General features: G+C 62.6%; 19 protein-coding genes. 10 read left to right on the forward strand and 9 right to left on the reverse strand.

Annotated elements, in window-relative coordinates:
- Positions 1 to 1,027, forward strand: a 1,027-nt coding sequence (locus VHD36_17465; protein ID HVU89117.1) for a class I tRNA ligase family protein, incomplete at its 5' end; no start/stop codon positions are given.
- A gap of 33 nt (positions 1,028 to 1,060) precedes the next feature.
- Here VHD36_17465 and VHD36_17470 read toward each other — a convergent pair.
- Positions 1,061 to 2,494 carry a bifunctional methionine sulfoxide reductase B/A protein gene (locus VHD36_17470; GenBank protein HVU89118.1) on the reverse strand — a complete coding sequence of 478 codons (1,434 nt, stop codon included), beginning with the start codon at positions 2,492 to 2,494 and terminating at the stop codon, positions 1,061 to 1,063.
- A 548-nt stretch (positions 2,495 to 3,042) separates the two neighbouring features.
- Here VHD36_17470 and VHD36_17475 point away from each other — a divergent pair.
- Positions 3,043 to 5,058, forward strand: coding sequence for a hypothetical protein (locus VHD36_17475; GenBank protein ID HVU89119.1), 2,016 nt, complete (start codon positions 3,043 to 3,045; stop codon positions 5,056 to 5,058).
- A gap of 21 nt (positions 5,059 to 5,079) precedes the next feature.
- Here the strand turns inward: VHD36_17475 and VHD36_17480 are convergent, their stop codons facing one another.
- Both VHD36_17480 and VHD36_17485 read right to left on the reverse strand, forming a co-directional pair.
- Complete coding sequence (locus VHD36_17480) at positions 5,080 to 6,000, reverse strand: alpha/beta hydrolase (protein ID HVU89120.1); 921 nt, start codon at positions 5,998 to 6,000, stop codon at positions 5,080 to 5,082.
- A 94-nt stretch (positions 6,001 to 6,094) separates the two neighbouring features.
- Positions 6,095 to 6,589, reverse strand: coding sequence for a four-helix bundle copper-binding protein (locus tag VHD36_17485; GenBank protein HVU89121.1), 495 nt, complete (start codon positions 6,587 to 6,589; stop codon positions 6,095 to 6,097).
- Between the two features lie 326 nt (positions 6,590 to 6,915).
- On the opposite strand from VHD36_17485, the gene VHD36_17490 reads away from it, so the two are divergent.
- Both VHD36_17490 and VHD36_17495 read left to right on the forward strand, forming a co-directional pair.
- A complete protein-coding gene (locus tag VHD36_17490) occupies positions 6,916 to 8,274 on the forward strand; it encodes a Gfo/Idh/MocA family oxidoreductase (GenBank protein HVU89122.1) in 1,359 nt (452 codons plus the stop codon).
- Between the two features lie 410 nt (positions 8,275 to 8,684).
- Positions 8,685 to 9,365, forward strand: a complete 681-nt coding sequence (locus VHD36_17495) for an LssY C-terminal domain-containing protein (protein ID HVU89123.1) — start codon at positions 8,685 to 8,687, stop codon at positions 9,363 to 9,365.
- A gap of 57 nt (positions 9,366 to 9,422) precedes the next feature.
- Here the strand turns inward: VHD36_17495 and VHD36_17500 are convergent, their stop codons facing one another.
- A complete protein-coding gene (locus VHD36_17500; protein HVU89124.1) occupies positions 9,423 to 10,454 on the reverse strand; it encodes a sugar phosphate isomerase/epimerase family protein in 1,032 nt (343 codons plus the stop codon).
- 237 nt (positions 10,455 to 10,691) lie between these two features.
- Between VHD36_17500 and VHD36_17505 the strand changes: the two genes are divergently transcribed.
- Positions 10,692 to 12,068, forward strand: a complete 1,377-nt coding sequence (locus tag VHD36_17505; GenBank protein ID HVU89125.1) for a PQQ-binding-like beta-propeller repeat protein — start codon at positions 10,692 to 10,694, stop codon at positions 12,066 to 12,068.
- 231 nt (positions 12,069 to 12,299) lie between these two features.
- Here VHD36_17505 and msrB read toward each other — a convergent pair whose 3' ends face one another.
- Positions 12,300 to 12,782 carry a peptide-methionine (R)-S-oxide reductase MsrB gene (msrB, locus tag VHD36_17510; GenBank protein HVU89126.1) on the reverse strand — a complete coding sequence of 161 codons (483 nt, stop codon included), beginning with the start codon at positions 12,780 to 12,782 and terminating at the stop codon, positions 12,300 to 12,302.
- Positions 12,783 to 12,796: 14 nt separating this feature from the next.
- Between msrB and VHD36_17515 the strand changes: the two genes are divergently transcribed.
- Positions 12,797 to 13,849, forward strand: a complete 1,053-nt coding sequence (locus VHD36_17515; GenBank protein HVU89127.1) for a hypothetical protein — start codon at positions 12,797 to 12,799, stop codon at positions 13,847 to 13,849.
- 20 nt (positions 13,850 to 13,869) lie between these two features.
- On the opposite strand, the gene VHD36_17520 is transcribed toward VHD36_17515, so the two are convergent.
- The 3 genes from VHD36_17520 to VHD36_17530 form a co-directional block, all read right to left on the reverse strand.
- Positions 13,870 to 14,106 carry a hypothetical protein gene (locus tag VHD36_17520; GenBank protein ID HVU89128.1) on the reverse strand — a complete coding sequence of 79 codons (237 nt, stop codon included), beginning with the start codon at positions 14,104 to 14,106 and terminating at the stop codon, positions 13,870 to 13,872.
- Between the two features lie 227 nt (positions 14,107 to 14,333).
- Positions 14,334 to 14,543: a hypothetical protein gene (locus VHD36_17525; GenBank protein ID HVU89129.1), complete on the reverse strand. Its 210-nt coding sequence runs from the start codon at positions 14,541 to 14,543 to the stop codon at positions 14,334 to 14,336.
- A gap of 94 nt (positions 14,544 to 14,637) precedes the next feature.
- Positions 14,638 to 16,251, reverse strand: a complete 1,614-nt coding sequence (locus tag VHD36_17530; GenBank protein HVU89130.1) for a carboxylesterase/lipase family protein — start codon at positions 16,249 to 16,251, stop codon at positions 14,638 to 14,640.
- A 295-nt stretch (positions 16,252 to 16,546) separates the two neighbouring features.
- Here VHD36_17530 and VHD36_17535 point away from each other — a divergent pair, with 295 nt between their 5' ends.
- The 4 genes from VHD36_17535 (at position 16,547) to VHD36_17550 (ending at position 23,162) form a co-directional block, all read left to right on the forward strand.
- Entirely contained in the window at positions 16,547 to 18,706 is a 2,160-nt protein-coding gene (locus VHD36_17535) for a penicillin acylase family protein (GenBank protein HVU89131.1), read from the forward strand.
- A 126-nt stretch (positions 18,707 to 18,832) separates the two neighbouring features.
- Positions 18,833 to 20,365: a trypsin-like peptidase domain-containing protein gene (locus VHD36_17540; GenBank protein ID HVU89132.1), complete on the forward strand. Its 1,533-nt coding sequence runs from the start codon at positions 18,833 to 18,835 to the stop codon at positions 20,363 to 20,365.
- A gap of 50 nt (positions 20,366 to 20,415) precedes the next feature.
- Entirely contained in the window at positions 20,416 to 21,837 is a 1,422-nt protein-coding gene (locus VHD36_17545; protein HVU89133.1) for a DUF1501 domain-containing protein, read from the forward strand.
- A gap of 41 nt (positions 21,838 to 21,878) precedes the next feature.
- Positions 21,879 to 23,162: a PQQ-binding-like beta-propeller repeat protein gene (locus VHD36_17550; protein HVU89134.1), complete on the forward strand. Its 1,284-nt coding sequence runs from the start codon at positions 21,879 to 21,881 to the stop codon at positions 23,160 to 23,162.
- A gap of 22 nt (positions 23,163 to 23,184) precedes the next feature.
- Here VHD36_17550 and VHD36_17555 read toward each other — a convergent pair whose 3' ends face one another.
- Positions 23,185 to 23,310: a hypothetical protein gene (locus VHD36_17555; protein HVU89135.1), complete on the reverse strand. Its 126-nt coding sequence runs from the start codon at positions 23,308 to 23,310 to the stop codon at positions 23,185 to 23,187.
- Positions 23,311 to 23,330: the final 20 nt, after the last annotated feature.

Raw genomic sequence — 23,330 nt, forward strand, 5'->3', positions numbered from 1 at the left:
CGTCGGCGGTGCCGAGCATGCCGTGTTGCACCTGTTGTACTCGCGCTTCTGGCACAAGGTGCTGTACGACTTGAAGCTCGTGAGTACGCCGGAACCATTTACCAAGCTCGTTAACCAAGGAATGATCCTGGGCGAGGTGGAGCATATCGGATGGAAGAACGCGGCGAACGTCTGGGTGAATCCGGCCGGCGCGGAAGAAATCACCGATGCCGCCAAGCTTCCGGTTACGTCCGAACGACTGAAGCCGTCGGAATTGGAAAAGAAAGGCGAGGACTTTTACATCAAGGGGACAAGCCCGCCGATCAAGACCGACAGCCGATCGTACAAAATGTCGAAAAGCCGCGGCAATGTCGTGAACCCTGACGCCGTGGTCGCCGAATACGGCGCCGATTCGCTTCGCCTGTACGAAATGTTCATGGGCCCGCTCGAAGCCGTAAAGCCCTGGAGCATGGAGGGTGTGAACGGCGTGCGCGGATTCTTGGACCGTGTGTGGCGCATGATCACGGCTGAACGCAGCGAAACGCTGGAGCTAAATGTCGCGGTGGTCGACGAGATTCCGACGGCCGAGCAAAACCGCGTTCTGCACCGCACCATCCAGGGCGTGACGCAAGATATCGAGCGAATGTTCTTCAACACCGCAATCTCGAAAATGATGGAGTTTACGAACTTCTTCTTGAAAGAAGATCGTCGGCCGCGCGCGGCCATGGAATCGTTGGTGTTGTTACTTTCTCCCTTCGCACCACACATGGCCGAAGAACTGTGGCAACTCTTGGGGCACGCGAAGTCCTTGGCCTATGAGCCCTGGCCCGCATTCGATGAAGCGGCCATCAAGGAAGACACGATCGAAGTGCCCGTGCAGGTGAACGGTAAGCTGCGCGGCCGGGTGCGTGTGCCGGCCGACGCGGATGCCGCGGCCACAGAAGCTGCTGCCCGTGCCGACGCAAAAATCGCCGAGCAACTGACCGGCAAAACCGTGGTGAAGGTGATCGCGGTGCCGGGCCGCCTAGTGAACTTCGTCGTGAAATGATTGGCGCGTCGCGACACGGAACGGTGTTAGCCGTCAATTCGCGAACGCCGAAATCTTGGCCGCCTTTTCCGGGTCCATCAACTCCGGATGGCGTTTTTGCACGGAACAGGCCTTCGGAATCGAATGGCCGCGCACGTACGGCTGGAACGGATTGTTCAGCACGTAATCCTGATGGTAGGCCTCGGCAGGGTAAAAGGCGTGCAGCGGTTCGAGCTTCGTGACGATCCGACGATTACCGTACGCCTTCTTCTCAGTCAGTTCATGGATTTTGGCCTCGGCCGCCTTCTTCTGCTCGTCGTTCTCGTAGAAGATCGCCGAGCGATACTGCGATCCGACGTCTGGCCCCTGCCGATTGAGCGTCGTCGGATCATGCGCGTCGAAGAACACCATCAACAACTGTTCGTAAGTGATCTTCTGCGGGTCATAGGTTACACGGATGGCCTCGGCATGCCCGGTCGATCCGGTGGAAACTTGTTCGTAGTTGGCCGTGTTCTGGCGACCGCCCGAATAGCCGCTTTCGACGTCGCTCACGCCGCGTAATTGCTGGAATGCCGCCTCGGTGCACCAGAAGCATCCGCCGGCAAATACGGCTGTCTCGGTCATCGGTTTCTCCTTGCTGGTGGTCGACTTTTCGTCGGCGGCCAGTGTTACCTTTACCCTGGCGTTGGCAGCATCGCCCGAATTCTTCCCGCCGGCACTCTCACTGGTGGCACTCTCATCCAGCGCCGCGACGACCGTGACCTCGGTCTTGTTCGCCGATGGCTTCGTGCTGACGCTTCGGGCCGTCGTATCGTCAGCTTTCTCAGCCGCCGGATCGGCCAGGCTGGCCAGATTGTCCTTCTCGGTGAAGTCGAGCGAGGCCGAATTCATGCAAAACCGCAAGCCGGTCGGCGCCGGTCCATCGTCGAACACGTGTCCCAGGTGCCCTTTGCAGCGCACGCACTTGACTTCATAGCGCAGGGTGCCGTCGCCGAGGTCCTTTTGCGTTTCGATATTCTCCTTGGCGACCGGCGTCATGAAGCTGGGCCAACCGGTTCCCGAGTCGAACTTCGCGCCCGAGGAAAACAGCGGCAGCCCACAGCCGGCACAGGTATAGACCCCCTCTTTCTTGTTGTCGATCAAGGTGCCGCAGAAGGGCGCCTCGGTATCCTTGGCGCGCAGCGTGTGGTACTGCTCGGCCGTCAGCTTGCGCCGCCATTGCGCGGGGGTTTGCACGACCTTCGGCGAGTCGACGGGCCCCACGAGCTTGCCTTCGCGGTTGAAGACATACACGCTGACGTCATGAGGATTATGGTGATGCTTGTCGTGCTTGGCGGCGGGAGTTGTTCCATGCGCGGGCGACGCATCAAGGTGTGCCGAGGGCGTTGCTTGTTCGTCCTCAGCAACCGCGGATCGCGGCTCACCGGCAGAGACTAGAACAGCCGCCAGCAAAATCATCATCCAGCCAGCCGCCACTGTCATTCGCATCGACGGCACTCCTCTCGAAACGGAGGGACGATGAGCGGTTGCAATCACGAGCCGAGTCTCTGTCTTGCCCCCCAATGCCCCAGAGGACGTGAAACCAGCCCATAACAGCCGCGCAAGCCTCCCAGACAGAATTAACTATAGCAACACTGCGGGGACCGGCAATTTCAGTCTGCGTGACAAAGTCGCAATGCAACGAGAGTTAGGGGTTTCCGACCCTGGGAGAGAGTACGCAGAAAGCACCGAATCGGATTGCCTGGCTGCTCGGCCACCGTGCCTCGACTTAGGGCCGATTGGTCAGTTTCCCGATGAGTCGCCGGGGGGTGTACACGTGTTGTCTCCCCTTGATAGGCCGCGAAAGTGCCAAATTGTCGAGAATGCAGTGCATCGAAGACCGCTACCTTTCTTCCGTTCTTGTCTTTAGCGCGCAAACAGGCCATGATGAACCGTGCGCCCGGACCCGCTCGGCGGTGGCAACGGCGGCGGGCGTTTCAGGGAAGTTGGATCCTCGCTTTGCGCATCGACACGGCGCTTTTTCAGCGTGCCGCGCTATGAACATCGTCTTCAATTGTCCTGGCTGCGGCGCGATTCTACGAATGAAGGAGGAGTACGGCGGCCGCCGCGGTCGCTGCCCTCACTGCCAGGGAGCCATCACGGTTCCGGCCATCGAATCAGACGCCGGCATGGATCTGTTGCCGCTCGAGGGCAACTCGGGCGAGTCTTCGACACCGCAATCTGGCGCGGCTCCCGCGCAGACATTCGGCAATTTCTCCGCCGGGTCGCGCTTCTCCATGCCCGCCAAATCAGCGGGCGAGACGAGGCCCCCTTCGTCCGGCGGCGATAGCGCTATCGGTCTTGCGCCGCTCGAAGAGCGCGACACCAAACGGCCGACGACTCCCTCGCCCACCCCCGCCGCGCCGGCGAAGGCCAAGGCGCCCGGGGGCGACAGCAACCTCGGCCTTGCTCCGCTCGACGAGCACGGGGCGGCGAAGTCTGCTCCCGCCGCCCCACCTGCGGCTGCGGTTGCGAAGTCATCGGCCGGCGAAAGCGCGATCGGGCTGGCGCCTTTGGAGGACGTGAAGGAGAAGCCGGCGCGCTCGCAAGCTTCAACTACCCCAAAGGGCGCTGGCGCCAAGACCGACGAAGACTTCAGTCTCGCGCCCGTCGAGGGGAGCGCGGCAGCGAAAACCGGTGTTGCCGCTGCGCCAGCAGCGACCAAGGGAACATCCGCAGGCGGTGGTCCCGCGAAGCCGGCAGGCAGCGCGGCCGCCGAGCCGCCGCGCATGACATGCGGCAAGTGCGGTACCAAGATGCGCATTCCGCCTAACGCCGGTGGCCGCAATGTGGTCTGCCCGAAATGCAAGAACAAGATGCGCGTTCCGGATATTCCGGCCGCTGCGGCGACAGTTGCCAAATCCGATAGCGAGACGATCGCGCTGAGCGACACGCCCACGGCGGCCGCAGACCTGGGCGGCGGTATGCTCGACATACTTGGCGAGGGAGGCGGCCTGGCCGGAGGCGAAGCCGCATCGGCCGATGACGCGGGGGCCGCACTGTCCGCACCGAAGTTTGCGGGCGGAAAATCCAAATCCGGCTCGATTTTGGGCTTACCGCCGCTCGCGCTCTATGGTGGCGCGGCGGGCGTAGCGCTCATTTTCGCGCTCGGGCTCGTCTACTTGTTAGGCGGATTTGGCAGCGGGTCATCTCAGGTCGCGCAAGGGCCGGGAGTGACGGCACCAGGAGGAATGCCGACTCAACCACCAGCATCCGCACCGCCGGCGAGCGCGCCGTCAACAAATCCACCGGCGGGTAGCACCGCACAAACACAACCCGCCGCGCCGACGACGGCTCCCTCGATGCCGGCCACGCCGCAGACACCCGCGCCAAGCTCATCAGCACCGACGCCGGCGCCCGGCTCCTTCCAGGCAGGATTGGCCGGAAACTTGCGCAATAAGGCGCAAGCCGAGGCCGCGGTGGCCGGCGGAACCGGCGCACAGCCGGCCGCGCCGACCGCCCCTGCCGCAAATCCGACACAGATGCCTGCCGGCGCACCGCCTACGGCCGATGCGGCGGCATGGAAGCAACGCGTGCCGATTGTCCGCGCCGCTGATGCCGCGCCGCGAGCGGGCGAGGCAGCCTCGGCACCCGCCGGCAGTACGACGCAGATCGAGTTGCTCACTCAGGTTCTAAACAACCAGAACAGTCTGATTGAAAGTCTTAAGCAGATTACCGACCTCGAAGCGGCTCGAAAGGTCGCGCCCACATGGGCGGAGCAAACCGCCAAGGGGCTCGACAGTGTCCGTAAATTGCGCGCCGCCGGCGGTCTTCCCAATCCTGATACCGTCCAAGGCGGACTGCGGGCCAGGGCCGTTGCGATTGGGGCGGTGAACACGGATACCGAAAAAGCCACCAGCATCGAAGGCGAAATGCAACGCATCAGCGCGATTGGCGGCGCGATGCCAGTCCTTGAAGCCGCGCTGGTCGAACAGGCCAAGCGCGAACCAGCAGGAGCCCTGGCCACGGTTCTAACCGAGCGCGGAATATCACTCCAAGCGGCCCCGCAATAGCGCGTGAGCGGCCGCGGCATGTCAGGCGCTCGTGAAGCTCACGATCTTTTCGGCCACCGCGGCCGGATCTTCGATCAATAGGAAATGCCCCAGCCCGGCCAGCTCATGATACGTCGCCCGCGGACAGCGGTGCGCCAACTCGCGCCCCAGATCCGCGTGGGCAATCGGGTCGCTGTCGGCCCACACGAACTGTACGGGGGTCGTGGCGAGTTCCAGCGCGCCGATCCAGCGGTCGGCGTGCAGATAGCGCTCGCGCATATAACCGGCCAGCGCCGGCAGTCGCAATTGGCCATCCTGGTAGCGGAGCAGCTCTTCCATCACTTGCGCATCGGTGGCGCTGATCGCCTCGGGCCTTTGCATCAGGCCACGCAAGGCATCGACATACACACCAGTCATCACGGTACGGCAGAAATCGATGGCTTGCGGCAGCGTCGAGTTGGTGGCCAGCAGCTCCTGAAACGGCGTGATATGCGCCATCCATTGCAACATGCTGCCGTTGAGAAAGGTCGACGTTTGCAGCGAGAAATCCAGCCGCCCCTCGGCCTGCCGGGCCAGCAACTCGCAATGCACGCTCGTCCCCATGTCATGGCTGACGACGTGCGCCACGCTGACGCCGCACTGACGCACCACTTCCTCGACCAGGTCCGCTTGCCCGAACAGTGAGTAACCATACGCTTCGGGCTTGTCCGACAGGCCGAAACCCAAAAAGTCCGGCGCGATGGCATGACAATTATTTGGCAATCGCTCGACGACGCCGCGCCAGTCATAGCTCGACGTGGGATACCCGTGCAAAAGCAAGATGCACGTGGTGTCCTCCGCCGCGCTGGCCGGAGCGGGTCGTTCGAAAATAAAGACCTGACGACCGAAGACTTCGACATGGCGCCCTGCGGCAAGCCACGCGCGGGTTGCTCCCGCCAACTCGCGATCCAGCGATGCGTTCATTCGTGCTCGTCCCCGAAAAAAGAATGCAAGAGTACAGCCCGCTGCTGATTGTACACTTGTTCCGGGGCGCGAGCGCCACCGTCTGCCAAGGGCTCTAGCGCGCGGGCGTCTTGTCCTTCGCCGCCGACGGCTGCTGTCCCATGTGCGCGATCATGTCGCGGCAACTTTTGGCGCAGGTTCGGCATTCCTTGGCACAGCGGGCTAGCTGTTCGTCGTCGCCGTGTTTTTCGCATTCCGCGGCGCACTTGTCGCACGCTTCGGCGCAGGCCTGGCAGCCGACGTTCATCAGCGGACTGGCCCGAGCGATCAGCTTTGCGGAATTGCCGCAGAATTCCTGGCAATCCATGGCCAGGTGCAAGGCATGCATGAACTTGGAAGTGCCGTGTAAGGATCTTTCGTAACAGTAATGCACGGTCATGTTGCACTCGTTCATGCAGTCGACACAGGTATCCATGCATTTCTGCAATTGGCCGGCATTATGCCCTTCGTGTGCGTGCTTTTCGTCATCGGCCGCAAAAGCTTTCGCCTCGACGAATCCGAGCGATGCCACCCCGGCAGCTACTGTTCCTAGCATGTGACGGCGGTCCATTTTGTCTCTCCTTTTCGCGTTTGGCAATTTTGCGATTCTTGACGACATGACGACCGATGCCGCGGCTCTTTATGGAGTGTCCGTGGCTTCGACGGAATCTGATCCAACGGCGAACGCGCTGGCCGTTGATAAGGCAGTTGCCGGCGGCCCTCGGCGGCTTCTCTCCAGGCAACCTGGGTGTGGTACGTCCGATCTGCTTGTGGTGCAACTCGAATGCCAATGCGCCATCCACTGCGGGGCGAGCCGAGTTACAATGGGCCAAACGCCGTGAAGCTGTCGATCGCGGGGATGCCCCGACGGCCGACGGAATTGCCGAGAACTCGTTCATGAAAGGCCCTCCCCGCATGGACCGCCGCCAGTTTCTGGGGCGCGGAGCTGCCGCTTTGGCCGTACCCGCATTTGTCTCGGCCGGCGCATTGGGCTTATCCGGCTGCCGCCGACCTGGCCCGAGCGCGCGCGTCACCGTTGGCATGGTGGGCCTGGGGGCGCAGGGCTTCGACAATTTGCGGCAGTTGCTGCGACTGTCGGACGTGCAGGTCGTGGCCGTCTGCGACGTCGACTCTCTGCACTACCGCGATAACCCCTGGGGCGAGGGTCCGCAGTACGGTCGCGAGCCGGCCCAGGCGCATGTCGAGAAGCACTACGCGGCCGCGCAGAAGTCGGGGAACTATTCTGGCTGCGCAGCGATGACGGACTTTCGCGATCTGTGCGCGCGTGCGGATATCGATGCCGTCGTCATCTCGACGCCCGACCATTGGCATGCCCTGTGTGCTCTGGAAGCAATCCGTGCCGGCAAAGACGTCTACGGTGAAAAGCCGCTCACGCATTTTTTCGACGAGGCGCGCGTGCTGTGCGACGAAGTGGCGAAGCGCAAGACCATCTTTCAAACCGGCACGCAACAGCGCTCGATGCCCGTGTTTCGCCGCGCCGTCGAAATCGTGCGCAATGGCCACCTGGGCCGGATCGAACGCATCGAGGTCGGTCTGCCCGACGGTTACGACAAGCCGATGGGGGACGATAAGGTCGAATCGCCGCCGGACCACTTGAATTACGAGATGTGGACCGGCCCGGCTCCCCTGCTCCCGTACATGCGGGCCCGCAACCATCGCTGGTGGCGAGGGCACCGGGCTTATGGGGGCGGCACGCTGATGGATTGGATCGGCCACCACAACGACATTGCCGAATGGGGACTCGCACCGGAACAGGCCCGGATCGAGCGCGTGGAAGCGGTCGGTTGGACCTTTCCGGAAACGGACATTTACAACACGCCCGTCCATTTCGAAATCGCGTGCCGGTTCGCCGGCGGCGTCGAATCGTCGATTTCCGACCGGCATAAGCAGGGGACGAAATGGATCGGCGACCGCGGCTGGCTGTTCGTCACGCGTTCGTTCATCGACGCCTCGGATCCGCGCTGGCAGTCCCCGGACTTCGACGCCGGCGGTTTCAAAGTCGCGCCGTCGACCGGCCATCATCGCAATTTCATCGACGGCGTGAAATCGCGCTCCGCCTGCATCGCACCGCCCGAGACTGCCTGGCAGTCCATCACGCCCGGCTTTCTCGGATACGTGTCGCACAGCGTGCGGCGTCCGCTGCGCTGGGATGCTTCGCGCCGCACGATCATCGACGATGCCGAGGCGGACGCGCAATTGCGGGCAAGGGAATATCGCGCGCCTTGGTCGCTGTGACGCATCTTCGTGAAGAGCGTCAGCCGGTGCACGGAATTCCGCGAGCCAGCCCAGCCACGCCAGCATTGCTGGCTTTCCCTGCTTCTGCCCGTCGCGGTGAACAAGTCAGGCCCGGCGCCGGTCGCTGAAATTTTGCACCGCGAAACTTCCGATGATAGACGAGGCGTTCGACGACGCGCGTTCCGCTCTTGAGGCGGTCCAGGACGCTCGTTAGTATCCGGCCCCTCGTTCTAACGTTTTAACGTTGCGCGCCCCTTCTTCTCGCGGTGGCAATCCTTCCCTACTTCAGGTGATGCATGCTCCTGGCAGGTGCTCCCGATGTTGGAATGTTGTCGGGCCAGATCACAAAACTCGCGGCGAGAACGCGCTTGCCCGGACGGTTGCTTGCGGTCATTGCCGTCTTAGTGGTCATGTCGCGTACCGTGTCCTCATACGGCCAATATGCACCTCCGGCCCTGGCGCCTCCGCCTCCGCCCCCGCCGCCACAGATCGTGGCCCACCCGGCGCTGCGCAATGCCCCGCAGTACACAATGAACGTCCATGGCCACACGGGTGACCCGGTCAATATCGCCTTTGTTGGCAGCGAAGAAGAATTGCACCGCGCCATGGCCCAGGCCGGTTGGTATCCGGCCGATCCGATCACGCTGAAGACGTCAATCCGCCTGGTGGCGGACGTGCTGGAGCGCAAGCCGTACCCCGACGCCCCGGTGAGCAATCTGTACCTGTGGGGGCGTGTGCAGGACCTGGCTTTCGAGCAGCCGGTCGGCAACAGTCCGAAACAGCGGCACCACGTTCGCTTCTGGCGCTCGGCCGAGGTCGACGCCAACAATGAGCCGTTATGGCTGGGCGCCGCGACCTACGACGTGCGCGTCGAGATCAGCCGCACGACGGGCGGCATTACGCACCGCATCGCGCCCGACGTCGATAGCGAGCGCGATAAGCTGATCCGCGATACCGGCACCGCGGGAGGCCTGTCCCTCTGGTATTGGGTCAACGGCTTTCACCAGACGCTCGAAGGGCGCAACGGCGCCGGCGACCCCTACCGCACCGACGGCCGTTTGGCCGTGGGCGTCATTACCGTGCGACGGTAGGTCATCCTCGCGGTACCACCATCCAATCGTTGATGGCACGCCCACTGGCTATCGAGGTCACGCGCACCCCGGCTTCCGCCCCAGCAGCCGGTCCAGCGAGTCGGAAGTCTGGTAGATGAGCGCTTCCGGATAGTGCTCATACGGATGAAAGTATTCGAACGTCAGGTAGCCGCGATAACCAAGCGTCTGGAACTCGTCCATCACGGCCGGCCAGTTGGTGGTCCCGTCCAGGAGCGGCCGGAACGATTCCAGCGAGTGGTCGGTCCCCTTCTTGGTGAATTCCTTGAGGTGGACGTTTTGAATCCGCGCGCCCAGGATCGGGATCCAATGCTCGGGATACTGAAAGAGCATGATGTTGCCGGTGTCGAAGTGGACGCGCACCCGTTCGCTCTCGAAGCAATCGACGAAGGAGTTCATTTCGTCGGGCGTCATCAGAAAGCCGTTGAAGAAAATGTTCTCGATGTTGAGATTCACCTTCTGCTTCTCGGCGTGCGGCACAAGCTTGCGCACGGCCTCGATCGCCCGCTCTTCGCACACGTCGTTGGGCACCGGCTCGTAGTCGGTCCGCCAGGGAATCGTGACGGCGCCGGGCACGACCAGCAGATTTTCGGTGCCTAGATCGTGCGCCGCGTCGATCATTTTGGTGCCCAGCTCCAGCGATCGCGCGCGGATCGCCGGGTCGTTGCTGGTCATCGGGTAGGGCCAGAACAGGAACGAGCAGACGCCGCTGATCTCGATGCCGATGCGCTCCGCCATTTTGCGAATGGCGGTGAATTCTTTCGTGCCCGATTTGGGCGACAGGTCGTTGTCCAAGTCATAGTTCAGCTCGATGGCATCGAAGCCGGCGTCATGCGCCAGTTGCAGGCAATGCTCGAGCGACATCTTATCGGGATACGGGAAAGCCCACAGATTGATGCTTTTGCGCATGTCGTAGCGTTTGGCCGGGGCGGAGTTCGCCGGCGCTTTCGCAGTCGTCGGCGGCGCCGCGGCCTGGCCGAACGCCTGCGCCCCGCCAGCCGCGGCCAGCGCCGCCGAAATCACGCTGCGGCGCGACAGGCGAAATCCCTCGGCGCCGATCATGTCCCTCATGCTGAAACCCCTTGCGAAGCCGAATCAATAAGCCGATTTCCTGATGATTCGCGTGATCTTTAAATCGTACTCTTGCGCGGGCGGCGGCTGAACACTTTCGCGGCTTCGGATAGCGCGGGCATAATCCGCGCTTTCGAAATTCGAAAGAAGATCGCTAGCTTTTGCCTTGTTCTTTGGCCACAATAGCCGTCGGCCGTGGCGCGGTCCTGGGCTTAATCTACACCGGAGGGCATTCCGATGCATTCCTTGCCGCTGCGCCACGTAGTTTTCGCGGCCATGATTCTCGCCGCCACCTCGTTCGTCGCTCGCGCCGAAACCAACGTTCCGCTGTTTTTATCCAGCCGCGAGCCGGCCGCAGGCGCCAAAGCCACGCCGCCCTTGCGCTGGAGCGCCACGGAGAACGTCGCCTGGAAAACCGACCTTCCGGGTCTCGGCTGGTCGTCGCCCATCGTGTGGGGCAAGCGCGTCTTTCTCACCACCTGCGTCAACGCGGGCAAGGACGCCGAGCCGCGCAAGGGGCTGTACCTCGAAGACGTCGACGCCAACAAGTATCCGCCCGAGAAGGACGAGCACCAGTGGAAGGCGTACTGCCTGAGCCTGAACGACGGGTCGATCCTGTGGGAGCGCGACGCGCACAAGGGCATTCCGGCCAAACCGCACCACATCAAGAACACGCTGGCCTCGGAAACACCCGCCACGGACGGCGAACACGTCTATGTCCTGTTCGGTAACGTCGGCCTGTACTGCTACGACTTCGAAGGCAATCTGAAATGGAATCACGAGCTGAAGCCGCGCGAGACGCGCTACGGCTGGGGCACGTCGATGTCGCCCGTCGTTTACGAGGATCGCGTTTACTTGTGCGATGACAACGAGGAACAGTCGGCGCTATTGGCCCTCGACAAGCGCACCGGCAAAGTCATTTGGGAGGTGACACGCGACGAGAAAACCAACTACTCGACCCCCTACGTCTGGAAAAACCCGCTGCGGACCGAGCTCGTCATCTCGGGCATCAACTGGGCCACCAGCTACGACCTCGACGGTAAAGAGCTGTGGAAGATCAAAGGCAAGTCAATCCTGGCAATTCCCACGCCGTTCGAACGCTTTGGCATGCTGTACGTTACCTCGGGGCACGTCGTGTGGGGCGAGAACCAGATTTTCGCGATCAAGCCCGGCGGCGCAGGCGATCTCTCGCCGCAGGAGAAGGACACGCCGGACGAACACATTGCCTGGTGGAAGAACGCTGGCCCATATCATCCGACGCCGCTCATCGTCGATGACACGCTGCACATGCTGTTGGACCGCGGCTTCATGGCGGCCTACAACGCGAAGACCGGCGAAACGATCTACGACAAGAAGCGCATCCCCAACGGCCGCGCCTTCACCAGTTCTCCCTGGAGCTACGGTGGCAAGCTCTTCTGCTTGAACGAAGATGGCGTGACGTTCGCGATTCAGCCGGGTGCGAACTTCGAGATCTTGTACACGAACCAATTGGCCGACGACGACATGTGCATGGCCACGCCGGCGATCGTCGACGACAAGTTGCTGATCCGCACGGCCGAGCGGCTGTATTGCATCCAGAATCGTCCGACCGCGCCGGCCGCAGCAGGACGGTAGCGACTGCCAACAACGCGATCGGCATCTGGGCGGGCAGTAGGTGTCCAGAAAAATCCGGCAACGTTTACACGTGGCGGCGGTGCCGCGAGCGGCGGGCGAGCCCGCCGGCTAAATTGCGGCAAAGTGCAACGCATCGGCATGGCGCCGCCCCCACTTAGCCGGCCGGCTCGCCCGCCGCTTTCTTAACGAGCAAAAAGCGAAGACGCGATGTCGGGGGCGCGCCGCAATCATTCACCCGGCCGCTGGATCGGCCAGCGCCGCCACATCTGCGCTCGGCGTGAACTTCAACGACGCCGAGTTCAGACAATAGCGCTGCCCCGTCGGCGCCGGGCCATCGGGAAAGACATGCCCCAGGTGGCAATCGCACCGGGGGCACAAGATTTCAACCCGCACCATCCCGTAGCTCGTGTCGCGCTCTTCGGCGACGTTCTCTTTGGCGATGGGCTGAAAAAAGCTCGGCCAGCCGGTTCCGGAGTTGAATTTCGAATCGGAGGAAAAGAGCGGCAACCCGCAGCAGATGCAGCTGTAAACGCCCTCCTGCTTATTGTCCAGCAGGTTGCCGCAAAAAGCCCGTTCGGTCCCCTTGTCGCGGGCGATCTGGTACACGTCGGGGGGCAGGCGTTTTTGCCATTCGGCATCCGCAAGCTCGACGCGCGCCGACTCAATCGGCCCCACCAACTCTCCGCTTTTATTGAAGACAGCCACGCGAACCATATCCTGCTCCGGGTATGTCAGAGGAACTTACCGACCTCACGCACGGTATTATAGCGAGCGGGTGGTTCGCTGGCGTGGTGAACCGATTGCGACAATCTTCTGTCCACCGTACCGGCGACTGCACTCACTTTTCAGTTTTGAACCGTGCCATGCGAATTTCATGGGATCGTGCCGAGAGTATCTTTCGCAGCGCTAGGCCGGTCACTCACGTCTGGGAGAAGCAGTTCGATTACGGTGACGAGGAACTGCGGAGGATTGCCGCGACGCCACGCCGAGAGATCAAGTTCGAGGACCTGTGGTACTACTACCACGATCTGTGCTACGTCGAGTTGCAGCCAGACGTCTTTGCTCACCTTTTTCCGGTCTGCCTGATGGACTGGCACGAGACGTTGCAGCGAGGCGAACCATGCTCAAAGGGAGATTCCGAATTCCACCGCAGCATTTATGGCGGCCGTATTCTCGAACGGATGGTTCGCCCCGGGCAGCGACAACAGGTTTTCGAATTCTTCCGAGACAGCTTTCTTGATCGGCTCGCGCTTTTGGAAAGCCTGGACGTTGAACAGAAACTCGGGGAGCAAGACCCCTTCTCCTGGTTGGCGCGCCTGAACTCGCTGGCGCTGGTCGCACCGTGCGTACCCATGATTTGGAACGCTTGGTGGTCGATTGAAACTCCGGGGTCCGCAGTGGCTGCATTGCAATACTGCGCGGGACTCGCGTTTTTCGATGACGAGAACCCCTTTTTCCAATCCGCCCGGGAGTGGATGAAGGAACTGGGGCGAAGTCTTGGACAGGATGGCGCCGCTGCCGTCTATTTCCTCGACGACAGTTACCTGCACGACGTCGGCTGGTTACCTGAGAACTTGACGTTTTTGCGAGACGTCGTCACACCGACGTACATCGTCGAACGAGCCCAGGAGGCAGCTCGGCGGCTTGCCAATTCGGCCCACGCGAAGCTTGCGAGCGGTGTCGTCGCACGCCTTCAGTCCGATCCTGAACTGCTGATATCGCGCTTAGGTGAATTACTCCACCGGCTCGAAAACCCAACGGACGATCCCTGGCATATTTGAAGCGCCGAAGCGAGGAAGATTTAGCCGGCGAAACGCACCAGGTCGGCAATCGTGGGGGCGCCGATCGCCAGGATTTCGGGTTCGCCTGTCGCGGCGGGATCGGTACGTGTGAGCAATTGCCATAAGGCTTGTTGCCGACGGCAGGCCACCGTCTGGCGGCGATTTCGCTCCGACGTCGACCACCCGGTTTGCATGCGGCGGCAAGCCTGCTTGACGTTTTGCGATGCGTGACGGCCCTGCGGTGACGTACGCGACATGATCGTTTCCTCCCGTGCTGGTGCGTGTTGATCCCCGATCGGGTCGCAATCACGAAATCGTGCGGCGTTTTCCGGGCGTCGAGGAGGGAATGCAATTGGCGCGCCAAACCGTTTCCGTACGGGAATCGGCGAGAATCTTCCCGCGCCGGAGCGTGAGCAACCCAATCGAGTGGCTTTCGAGAAGCCAGTCGTTCGTACGGTGATCCGCCGACTACATCCTGCCTGCCTCAGTCGACGCGGCCGACGTAATTCTTGTCCAGCAGTGCCACGATGAGGAACGTGGCGACCGGTCCCAGCGGCACGGACACGAGCCACCAGAAGAGCCCGTTACGGTTTTTCGATTGCGCCAGGCCGGCGTTGATGAACGACAGCGTCCACCAGCCGACGAAATAGCCGGAAAACTCGCGGATTTGAACGGCGTCGGCCAGTGGCAGCATGTTGGCACCTCGTCGGCAGTTCGAGAATATACTTATTCGGTGCGACGTTGACACCGCTCCACAACTCTAGGCCGTAGTTGCCACACCATCGCGATTATGGCTTCTCGCGCTTCGCGGCGTAGTATTTGTCGAAGAAATTGCATTGCGCATCGAGCAGGGCGTGGCCCGACTTGACCGTGTCGCCGAAATCGATGTAGGCCTGCGATGCAGCATCGTAAGGCGCCCAGCCCGCGAGCGTGCCCCCGTTCGGATCGCCGGTCGTGGCAAAGCGCACCCATGCCCCCGAGACGTCGGCGGCCAACTGGCGGTCGACGTCGCCGTACGGCCAGTCGATTTTCGACAGGTTGTTGAACACATACAGAATCTCGGCCGCGTGGTAGGCCCCGACGGTCGCTTTTTGCGGCGAAGGGGGCACGTGCGAAAAGAAATACTGATAGGCTTTGCTCCCTGCGCGCTCGGTGAACCGCGCCCAGGTGCGCATCTCCCAGGTGAACCATTCGTCGCGCATGCCGGCCAGGAATGCATCGCGCACTTGTTCGTCGGATTCGGCCGGATAGATGGCGAGATACTCGTCGGCCAGGTCGCCGTACTTGGCCCGTGCGGCCGCTACGTACGCATCTTTGGTCTTGGGCACCTGCGCTGCAAAGAGCGTCGTCCCTTCGTCGGCCGTCGAGCCCACAATCACCGGCACGTTGTTCTGCTTCCCGGCGGCGAAAATCGAATACACGTCCTCGGGCAATACCCAACCGTCGACGTTTGGACGAATGCGCAAACCCGTCTTCTCGGCGGCCGCCAGCAGCTCATCAGGCGACTTGGCGCGGAGCGCGGCCGCCTGGTCCGCAGCGTCTTCGCAGCCCAGCTCGCGCGCCAGTCGTGCGCCGATCGTTTCGGCTGCCGGCACGCCATGGCGTTCCTCGCTCAAAAAGTTCATCGGGGCGAAGGCGCCACCGCTCTGCCCGATGGCGCCATGGAATAACCCCTTGGCCAGCGGCGAGGCCACCAGGTAGCAGACGCTCCACGAGCCGGCTGACTCGCCAAAGATCGTCACCCGGCCGGGGTCGCCGCCGAACCGCGCGATGTTGCGTTTCACCCATTCAAGAGCCGCAATCTGGTCGAGCATCCCGTAGTTGCCGGAAGACCCATGGTCCGACTCCTTGCTTAACGAAGGCAGCGCCAAGAAGCCGAAAGGGCCGAGCCGATAGTTGAGCGTTACGACCACGGCCCCCTGTCGCGCGAGCGATGTGCCGTCGTAGGGCGGGATCGAGCCCGATCCACGCGTCAGCGCGCCACCGTGAATCCACACCAGGACCGGCCGCTTTTCGTTGGCGGTCTTTGCGGCACTCCACACATTCAAGAACAGGCAGTCCTCGCTCTGCGGTTGCGGCGCCTGCCGATACATCGAGCCTTCCGGGTAAGGCAACTGCGGACAAGTGGCGCCGAATTTCGTGGCGTCGCGCGTGCCTTCCCAGGGAATGACTGCCTGCGGGGGCTGCCAGCGCCGCGCGCCCACCGGCGGAGCCGCGAAGGGAATGCCCTTGTAGCTGCGGACGCCCTGTTCGTCGGTGCTGCCTTTGATCTTGCCGCCATCGACGGCGATCGGCTCCTCGGCCACGGCTTTCCGAATACCAGAATCGAAACCGATGGCCACCACAAGCGCGACGGCGCCCGTCGAGATCACGAATCGAAGAACCGCGCTCGAAGTACGCATGGGAAATACCTCGCGGAAATATGTGCGACAGGCGGGCAAGACGCGGCACGAACGGCTGGCGGTTATTCTCTGCGGTTGCTGACGTCGTGGCAACAGCCGTCGCCGCGCCGCGAGTCTTTCGGCAGCCGGGCTCTGTGAGCCCCGAAAGGGGCGAAACTTGATCACCGGGCTCACAGAGCCCGGCTGCAGACGCTGCACAAATGTTTGAAGTCGCCGTGTGCGGTGGATAAGCTGCGAAACAGTGCGGTATTCGCGATCGCTTCGCATGTCTCGATGAAAAGCAGAACTGTCGGCCATGGCAAGATTTCACCCTTCGACCATCGCGGTACTTCTCCTTTGGAGCTGCGGCGCTGCTGCCATCGCGCCGGACGGGGCCGCGGCTGCTGAGCCCCCGGCGCTCGCCAAACAGGTGGAAATCCGTCGCACCCAATACGGGGTGCCGCACATCACCGGCGAATCGCTGGCGGCCGCCGCCTTCGGCTTCGGCTACTGCCAGGGCGAAGATCACTTGCTGAACATCATGCGCGGCATTTTGGGCGTGCGCGGCAAATTGGCCGAAACCTTCGGACCGGGCGACGACGGCAAGAACATCGAGTCCGATTTTTTCAATCGCCAGTTCCGCGTCTACTCCCGCGCGGTCGAATCGTATCACACGCTGTCACGCGACTATCGCGACATGCTGGCCGGTTTCGCATCGGGGTTGAACTATTACGTGGCGCTGCATCGCGACGGGTTGCCTGCGTGGATTCCCGAAGTCAATGAGCACGACATGGCCGCCTACGGTGTGGCCGGTGTGATGCGATTCGCCTTCAACCGCAACAACATTCTCAAGGATTTTCTGCGCGATCAGGGAGTCAAGACCACCCTGTATCACGATCAGCCTGACGACACGATGATGGGCTCGAACATGTGGGCTTTGGCTCCCAGTCGCAGCCAGTCGGGCCATGCGATGCTGATGGGCAACCCGCATCAGCCCTGGCAACCTGTTTCGACTTACTACGAAGCGCACCTGATCGTGCCGGGGCGGATGAATTTCTATGGCTCGACGTTCATTGGTCGTCCCATCCTCACCAGCGGCTGGAACGAGCACTTGGGGTGGTCGCACACCGTCAACGCGCCCGACCTGGAAGAAATCTACGAGGTCGATCTCGATCCCGCGCGTCCGGACCATTACCTGTTTGACGGCGGTTCGGTGCCGCTGGAGAGCGAGCAGGTGACGGTTGCGATCCGCAGCGGTGACGACCTGACGCTTCGCAAGCGCACTTTCTGGCACGCGCCGCTCGGCCCGGTCGTGCATCGAACGGATACGAAAGCCTATATCCTGCGCAATGCGACGTACGAAAATCTTCGCCCCTACGAACAATGGCTGCGCATGACGCAAACCAAGGATCTGGCCGAGTTCCGCCAGGCCATCGAGATGAACCTGCTGCCGATGTTCAATATTTGCTACGCCGATCACGCCGGCAACATCTTCTATCTCTGGAACGGCACCGTGCCCGACCTGCCGCACGCCGCGCATCGCGAACAGCCGGTCCACGCAGCACGTACGGCCGACGTGTGGACGCGCATCCATACGACCGCCGAACTGCCACAGCTGTTGAATCCGGAGGGGGGCTACGTGCAGAACTGCAACTCGCCGCCGTACCTGACCAATCTGCGCGCCGCCTTGGATCCGGCGAATTTTCCCGCCCATTTCGGAGCGAACGACCTCAGCCTGCGCACGCAGCACAGCCTGCGCTTGATCGATCACGACCAGAAGCTGTCGCTCGACGACGTGATCCGCTTGAAACACAGTCCGCGGATGCTTCTAGCTGATCGCGTGAAAGAGGATCTGATCGCGGCGGTGCGTGCAACGGGCGCGTCGGCCGACGTCGAAACAGGGCTGGCCGTGCTGCACGCGTGGGACAATACGGTGGCAGCCAACAGCCGGGGTGGCACGCTCTTCGCCGCCTGGTGGGATCGCTACTACGACAAGACGCGCGAGACGTTCGCTACTCCCTGGAATGCCGCCGAGCCGTTAAGCACGCCCCGCGGCCTGGCGGACGAGCCGCGCGCCGTGAGGGCGTTTCTCACCGCCGTCGACGACACACTGACTGCGTTCGGGACGCTCGACGTCACCTGGGGCGAAGCGCATCGCATTCGCAAAGGCAAAGTCGATCTGCCTGCCAGCGGCGGACCGAGCCTCACCGGCTGCTTCCGCGTGCTGGAATTCAAAGCCGATCGTGACCGCAAAATGGTGGCCAACAGCGGCGACAGCTTCGTGTTCGCCGTCGAATTCAGCGACCCGCCACGGGCTTTCACGAATGTCGCATATAGCCAGAGCGACGTTCCCGAGTCGCCGTACTTCGCCGACCAGGCGCCGCTTTTCTCGGCCAATCGCTTGAAGCCGGCTGCCTTTACCGATGCTGAAATCCGAGCGCAATTGGTGAAAACGTACCGGCCTGGCGAGGAATAGTGTTCGCCACGCGGCAACGGCGCCGCAATCGCTTCTCGTGGTCTCGGTTGCATCGATTCGGCCCCTCGCCGAGAATGACGGCTATGCGTTGACCGATACCGCCCCCTCTGCGAGAAGCTCTTGCCAATGACGCGATTCCACGCCTGTCAGCTCCCCTGGTTTCGCGGCGCGTTTTGGTCCCGGCTGGCATGCGTCATCGCGACATTTACGATCGCCGCGCCCGCTGCCCAGGCCGACCAGGATGCGATTCGCCCGTCGGTCGTGAAGATTCACACCACGCAGCGACTTCCAGATTTTGTTCGTCCCTGGAGTAAGGCGTCCCCGCGCGAGATGTCGGGCACGGGCTTCGTCATCGACGGCAAGCGGATCATCACCAACGCCCACGTCGTCAGCTATCCCAGCCAGATCTACGTTCAGCCGTATCAGTCGTCGGAGAAATTCCAAGCCAAGGTAATCGCGGTGTCGTCGACGATCGACCTGGCCGTGCTCAGCGTCGAGGACGAAACGTTCTTCAAGGATCGGCCAGCCCTGGCACTCGATGAAGGACTGCCACGCGTCAAAGCACCGGTCAATGTTTACGGCTTCCCGGTCGGCGGCGACCAGATGAGCGTGACCGAGGGCATCTCCTCTCGCGTCGAGTACACCAGCTACTACTTTGGCGTGGCGGGCTTGCGCATCCAGATCGACGCTGCCCTTAATCCCGGCAACAGCGGAGGTCCGGCGATTTCCGACGGGCGCGTGATCGGCGTGGCCTTCAGCGGCCTGAGCACGGCCGACAACATCGGCTACCTCATTCCGGCCGAAGAGGTGCGCACCTTCCTGGCGGACATCGCCGACGGACATTACGACGGCAAGGCCCAGTTGTGGGAGGAATTTCAGACCACGGAAAACGACGCTCTGCGCGCTTCGCTGAAGCTGCCCAAGGAGACCGGCGGCTGCATGATCACCAGGTCGCGTCACGCGGACGCCGATTTTCCGCTGCACGAGCGCGACGTCGTCACGCAGATCGGCGAGCACGTGCTCGACCGCAGCGGCAACGTGCGCCTGGGTGATGATCTACAGGTATTGTTCACCTACTACGTGCCGAAGCTCGCGCACGACGGCCTGGTGACCTTGAAGATACTGCGCGACGGCGAAGCACGTTCCATCGATGTGCCTGTGACGCCCCGCCGTCCGCGCGCCATTCCACGCTTGGATGGTGCGTATCCCAGCTACTTCATCCTCGGCCCGATGGTCTTTACTACGGCGAGCGCCGAATTGGCCGCCAGCATCTTCAGCGATCAGCGCTATCTGGCCTTTATGTCGAGCAAGAAGAGTCCGCTGATCACGCGGATCAATGACCAGCCGGCCTTCGAAGGCGAAGAACTCGTCATGGTACCCGCGCCGTTTTTCTCGCATCGCCTGACGAAGGGTTACGATTCGCCGGCGCTGCGCGTGGTGTCGAAAGTGAACAACGTACCGATCAAGAACCTGGCTCACCTCGTTGAGCTCGTGCATGACAGCAAGGACGAGTTTCTGGAATTCAAATTTGCCGAGACCGAGGTCGAGACGCTCGTCTTCCGTCGACAGGAAATGCTCGATGCTACGGAAGACATCCTGACTGACAACGGCGTCCGCAAACAATATTCCGACGATCTGGACCCCGTCTGGAAGAAGTAGTTCCGGTTCAAACGTCCTGGTAAAGCAGGGGCTTCGGCTAGGAGTCAAGCGTGTCGGCAAACGTCTGCAATCGCCGTGACTGGATGGTGCAGGCCGGCTCGCTGGGTCTCGTGGGTTTACAACTGCCCCAGCTATTGTCCGGGCGCGCGCTTGCTGGCGCGAGGGGCGCGGCGCCCAAGGCCCGCAGTTGCATCCTGTTCTTCCTCGAGGGAGGACCCGCCCATCAGGACCTGTGGGACATGAAGCCCACGGCCCCGGCCGAAGTGCGCGGCGAGTTCCGGCCGATCGCCACCAGCGTCCCGGGCACGCACGTGTGCGAGCATTTGCCCCTGTTGGCGCAGCAGATGCATCACGTGGCGCTCGTGCGCTCGGTGCATCACACGATCGTGGATCATAACGCCGGGGCGTACTACGCCCTGACGGGGCGCGAACCGTTGCGTACGGGCCGGCTGATCGTCCGCGACGAGCCTGACAACTTTCCTCCGTACGGCGCGGTGCTGGCGCGATTGCGTCCGTCCGATCGCGATTTACCAACCGCCGTGCAAGTGCCCGAAGTGATGTCCAATAACGGCTACGATCTTCCGGGCCAGCGGGCGGGCTTTCTCGGCGCCGAATTCGACCCGTTCGTCACCGGCGATCCAAGCGTCGCCGGCCGTAGCGCCCCGGAGTTGGCATTGGCCGCGGATATGACCGCGGAAAGACTGGTCGACCGGCGTGCCTTGCGCGCACTGCTCGATCGGCGCATGCCGGCTGTCGCGACCGATCCAGCGCTCGCCGATTTCGCGACGCACTACGAAAGAGCGATCGACCTCTTATCGACTTCGGCGACGCGCCGCGCGTTCGACCTTGAGCAAGAACCAGCCCGGGTGCGCGAGCGCTACGGCTTGCCCGATCGCGAGGATCGTTCGGTCGAGGCGCGCAAATTTGGCGGCCTGCCGCACCTCGGGCAGTGTATGTTGCTCGCGCGGCGTTTGATCGAGTCGGGCGTGCCGCTCGTGACGGTATGTACCGGTCGGCGCTTCGATCAGGCGTGGGACACCCATCGGCAACATTTTCCGCTGCTGAAAAAGTCTCTGCTGCCCTATGCCGATCGCGCGTTCGCCGCCCTGTTGGCCGATCTCGCCGAGCGAGGCTTGCTCGATAGCACGCTGGTCGTGGCGATGGGCGAGTTTGGCCGCACCCCGAAATTAGGCCAGATCACGAGTGGTGCCGGCGCCGATGCGCGCGGTCGCGACCATTGGCCGCACTGCTATACGGTGCTCATGGCAGGCGGCGGCATTCACGCCGGCGCCATCTACGGATCGTCCGATGCGCACGCGGCCTATCCACGATCCGACGCGGTGACGCCCGAGGATATCGCCGCGACGATTTATCAGGCGCTCGGCATTCCGCCCGAGACGCAACTCGTAGACCCATTGGGCCGTCCGCATGCCGTGGCGCTCGGTCGACCGATCAATGCCTTGTTTGGATAACGCAACGGAACTGCCAGAGTAAATTGCTTCAGGAGGTACGAATGAACTTCCGCTTTCTGGTCCGCGCCGGCCTGATCAGTGCGTTCGCCGTGCAAGCGCTCGTACCGGTCTCGCTGGTCGGCGCGGATGACCTGAAACCGCCCGTCAGCGCGCCCCGTGACGACAAACGCGACGCCGCATGGCCCGAGTTTCGCGGACCCGGCGGGCAAGGCCATTCGCCGGCCATTGGATTGCCAGTCACCTGGAGCGAGACCGAAAACATTGCTTGGAAAGCGTCGCTGCCCGGGCGCGGCTGGTCCTCACCCGTCATAAGCGGCGAGCAAATCTGGCTCACCGCCGCTGACGAGGATGGCAAGACGTTGCGAGCCCTGCGTCTCGACCGCGCAACCGGCGCGATCGATCGTGACGTTGTCGTGGCCAACCTGCCGAACAAGGGCCCCGCCCACGACAAGAACACACTTGCGTCGCCGACGCCGCTCCTCGAGGGGGATCGGGTCTATGTACACTTCGGACCGTATGCCACGGCTTGCCTGTCGGACGAGGGGAAGATCCTCTGGCAAACTGCTCTGCCCCATCAGCAAGCCTACGGCCCTTCGAGTTCCCCTGTGCTCTTCGACGATGTGCTTATCGTCCCCTGCCTGGGCACGGACACGCGCTACATGATCGCGCTCGACAAGCGGACCGGCGCGCCACGCTGGAAACAGGCCTTCGAAGGACGCAATGCCGAGTCAACCCCGCTGGTGATCAAAACCGACACGGGCGCCGAGCTCGTCAGCCACCAGGCCGATCGCATCGTGTCGCTCGATCCCACGACGGGTCAGGAACTGTGGTGGGTCGCGCAAGAGAACTTCGCGCAGATCCCGCGTCCCGTTGCCGGACTCGGCCTGGTTTTCATCGCCGGCGGTTACTTCAAACCTGAAGTTTGGGCGATCCGCCCGGGCGGGCGCGGCGACGTCGCCGACACGCATGTAGTCTGGCACAACGGCCAGGCGGCGCCCCACAGCGCTTCGCCCCTACTCGTCGATGACCTGCTGTACTACGTCAGCGATAACGGCGTCGCCAGTTGCGTCGACGCCCGGAGCGGCAAGCAGCAGTGGCGCGAACGACTGGGGGGCGATTTTTCCGCTTCGCCGATTTTCGCCGACGGACGCATCTACTTTCTGAATGAAATCGGCGCGACTTCGGTCATCGCGCCGGGGGCCAAATTCGAGCGGCTCGCCACGAATAACCTGCCGGGCCGCACGCTGGCTTCGCTCGCCGTGGCCGGTCGCGCAATCTACCTGCGCACCGACACCCACCTCTACCGGATCGAAAAGTCCGGCTGACTTTGCATCGGCTTGTTGCAACCTATTCTTCGCCGGCGGGCGTGCCATCGCGCCGTGCCATTTCGACGATCTTGCCGGTCGCTTTGTCGATCGTCACGGCCTCGATCGAGGCCAGGTTATCGCCTCCGCGGGCGCCGCCGACGAGCAAGCTGCGCGCCGTGCGGGATC

This window comes from Pirellulales bacterium, from assembly GCA_035546535.1.
GTDB lineage: Bacteria > Planctomycetota > Planctomycetia > Pirellulales > JACPPG01 > JACPPG01.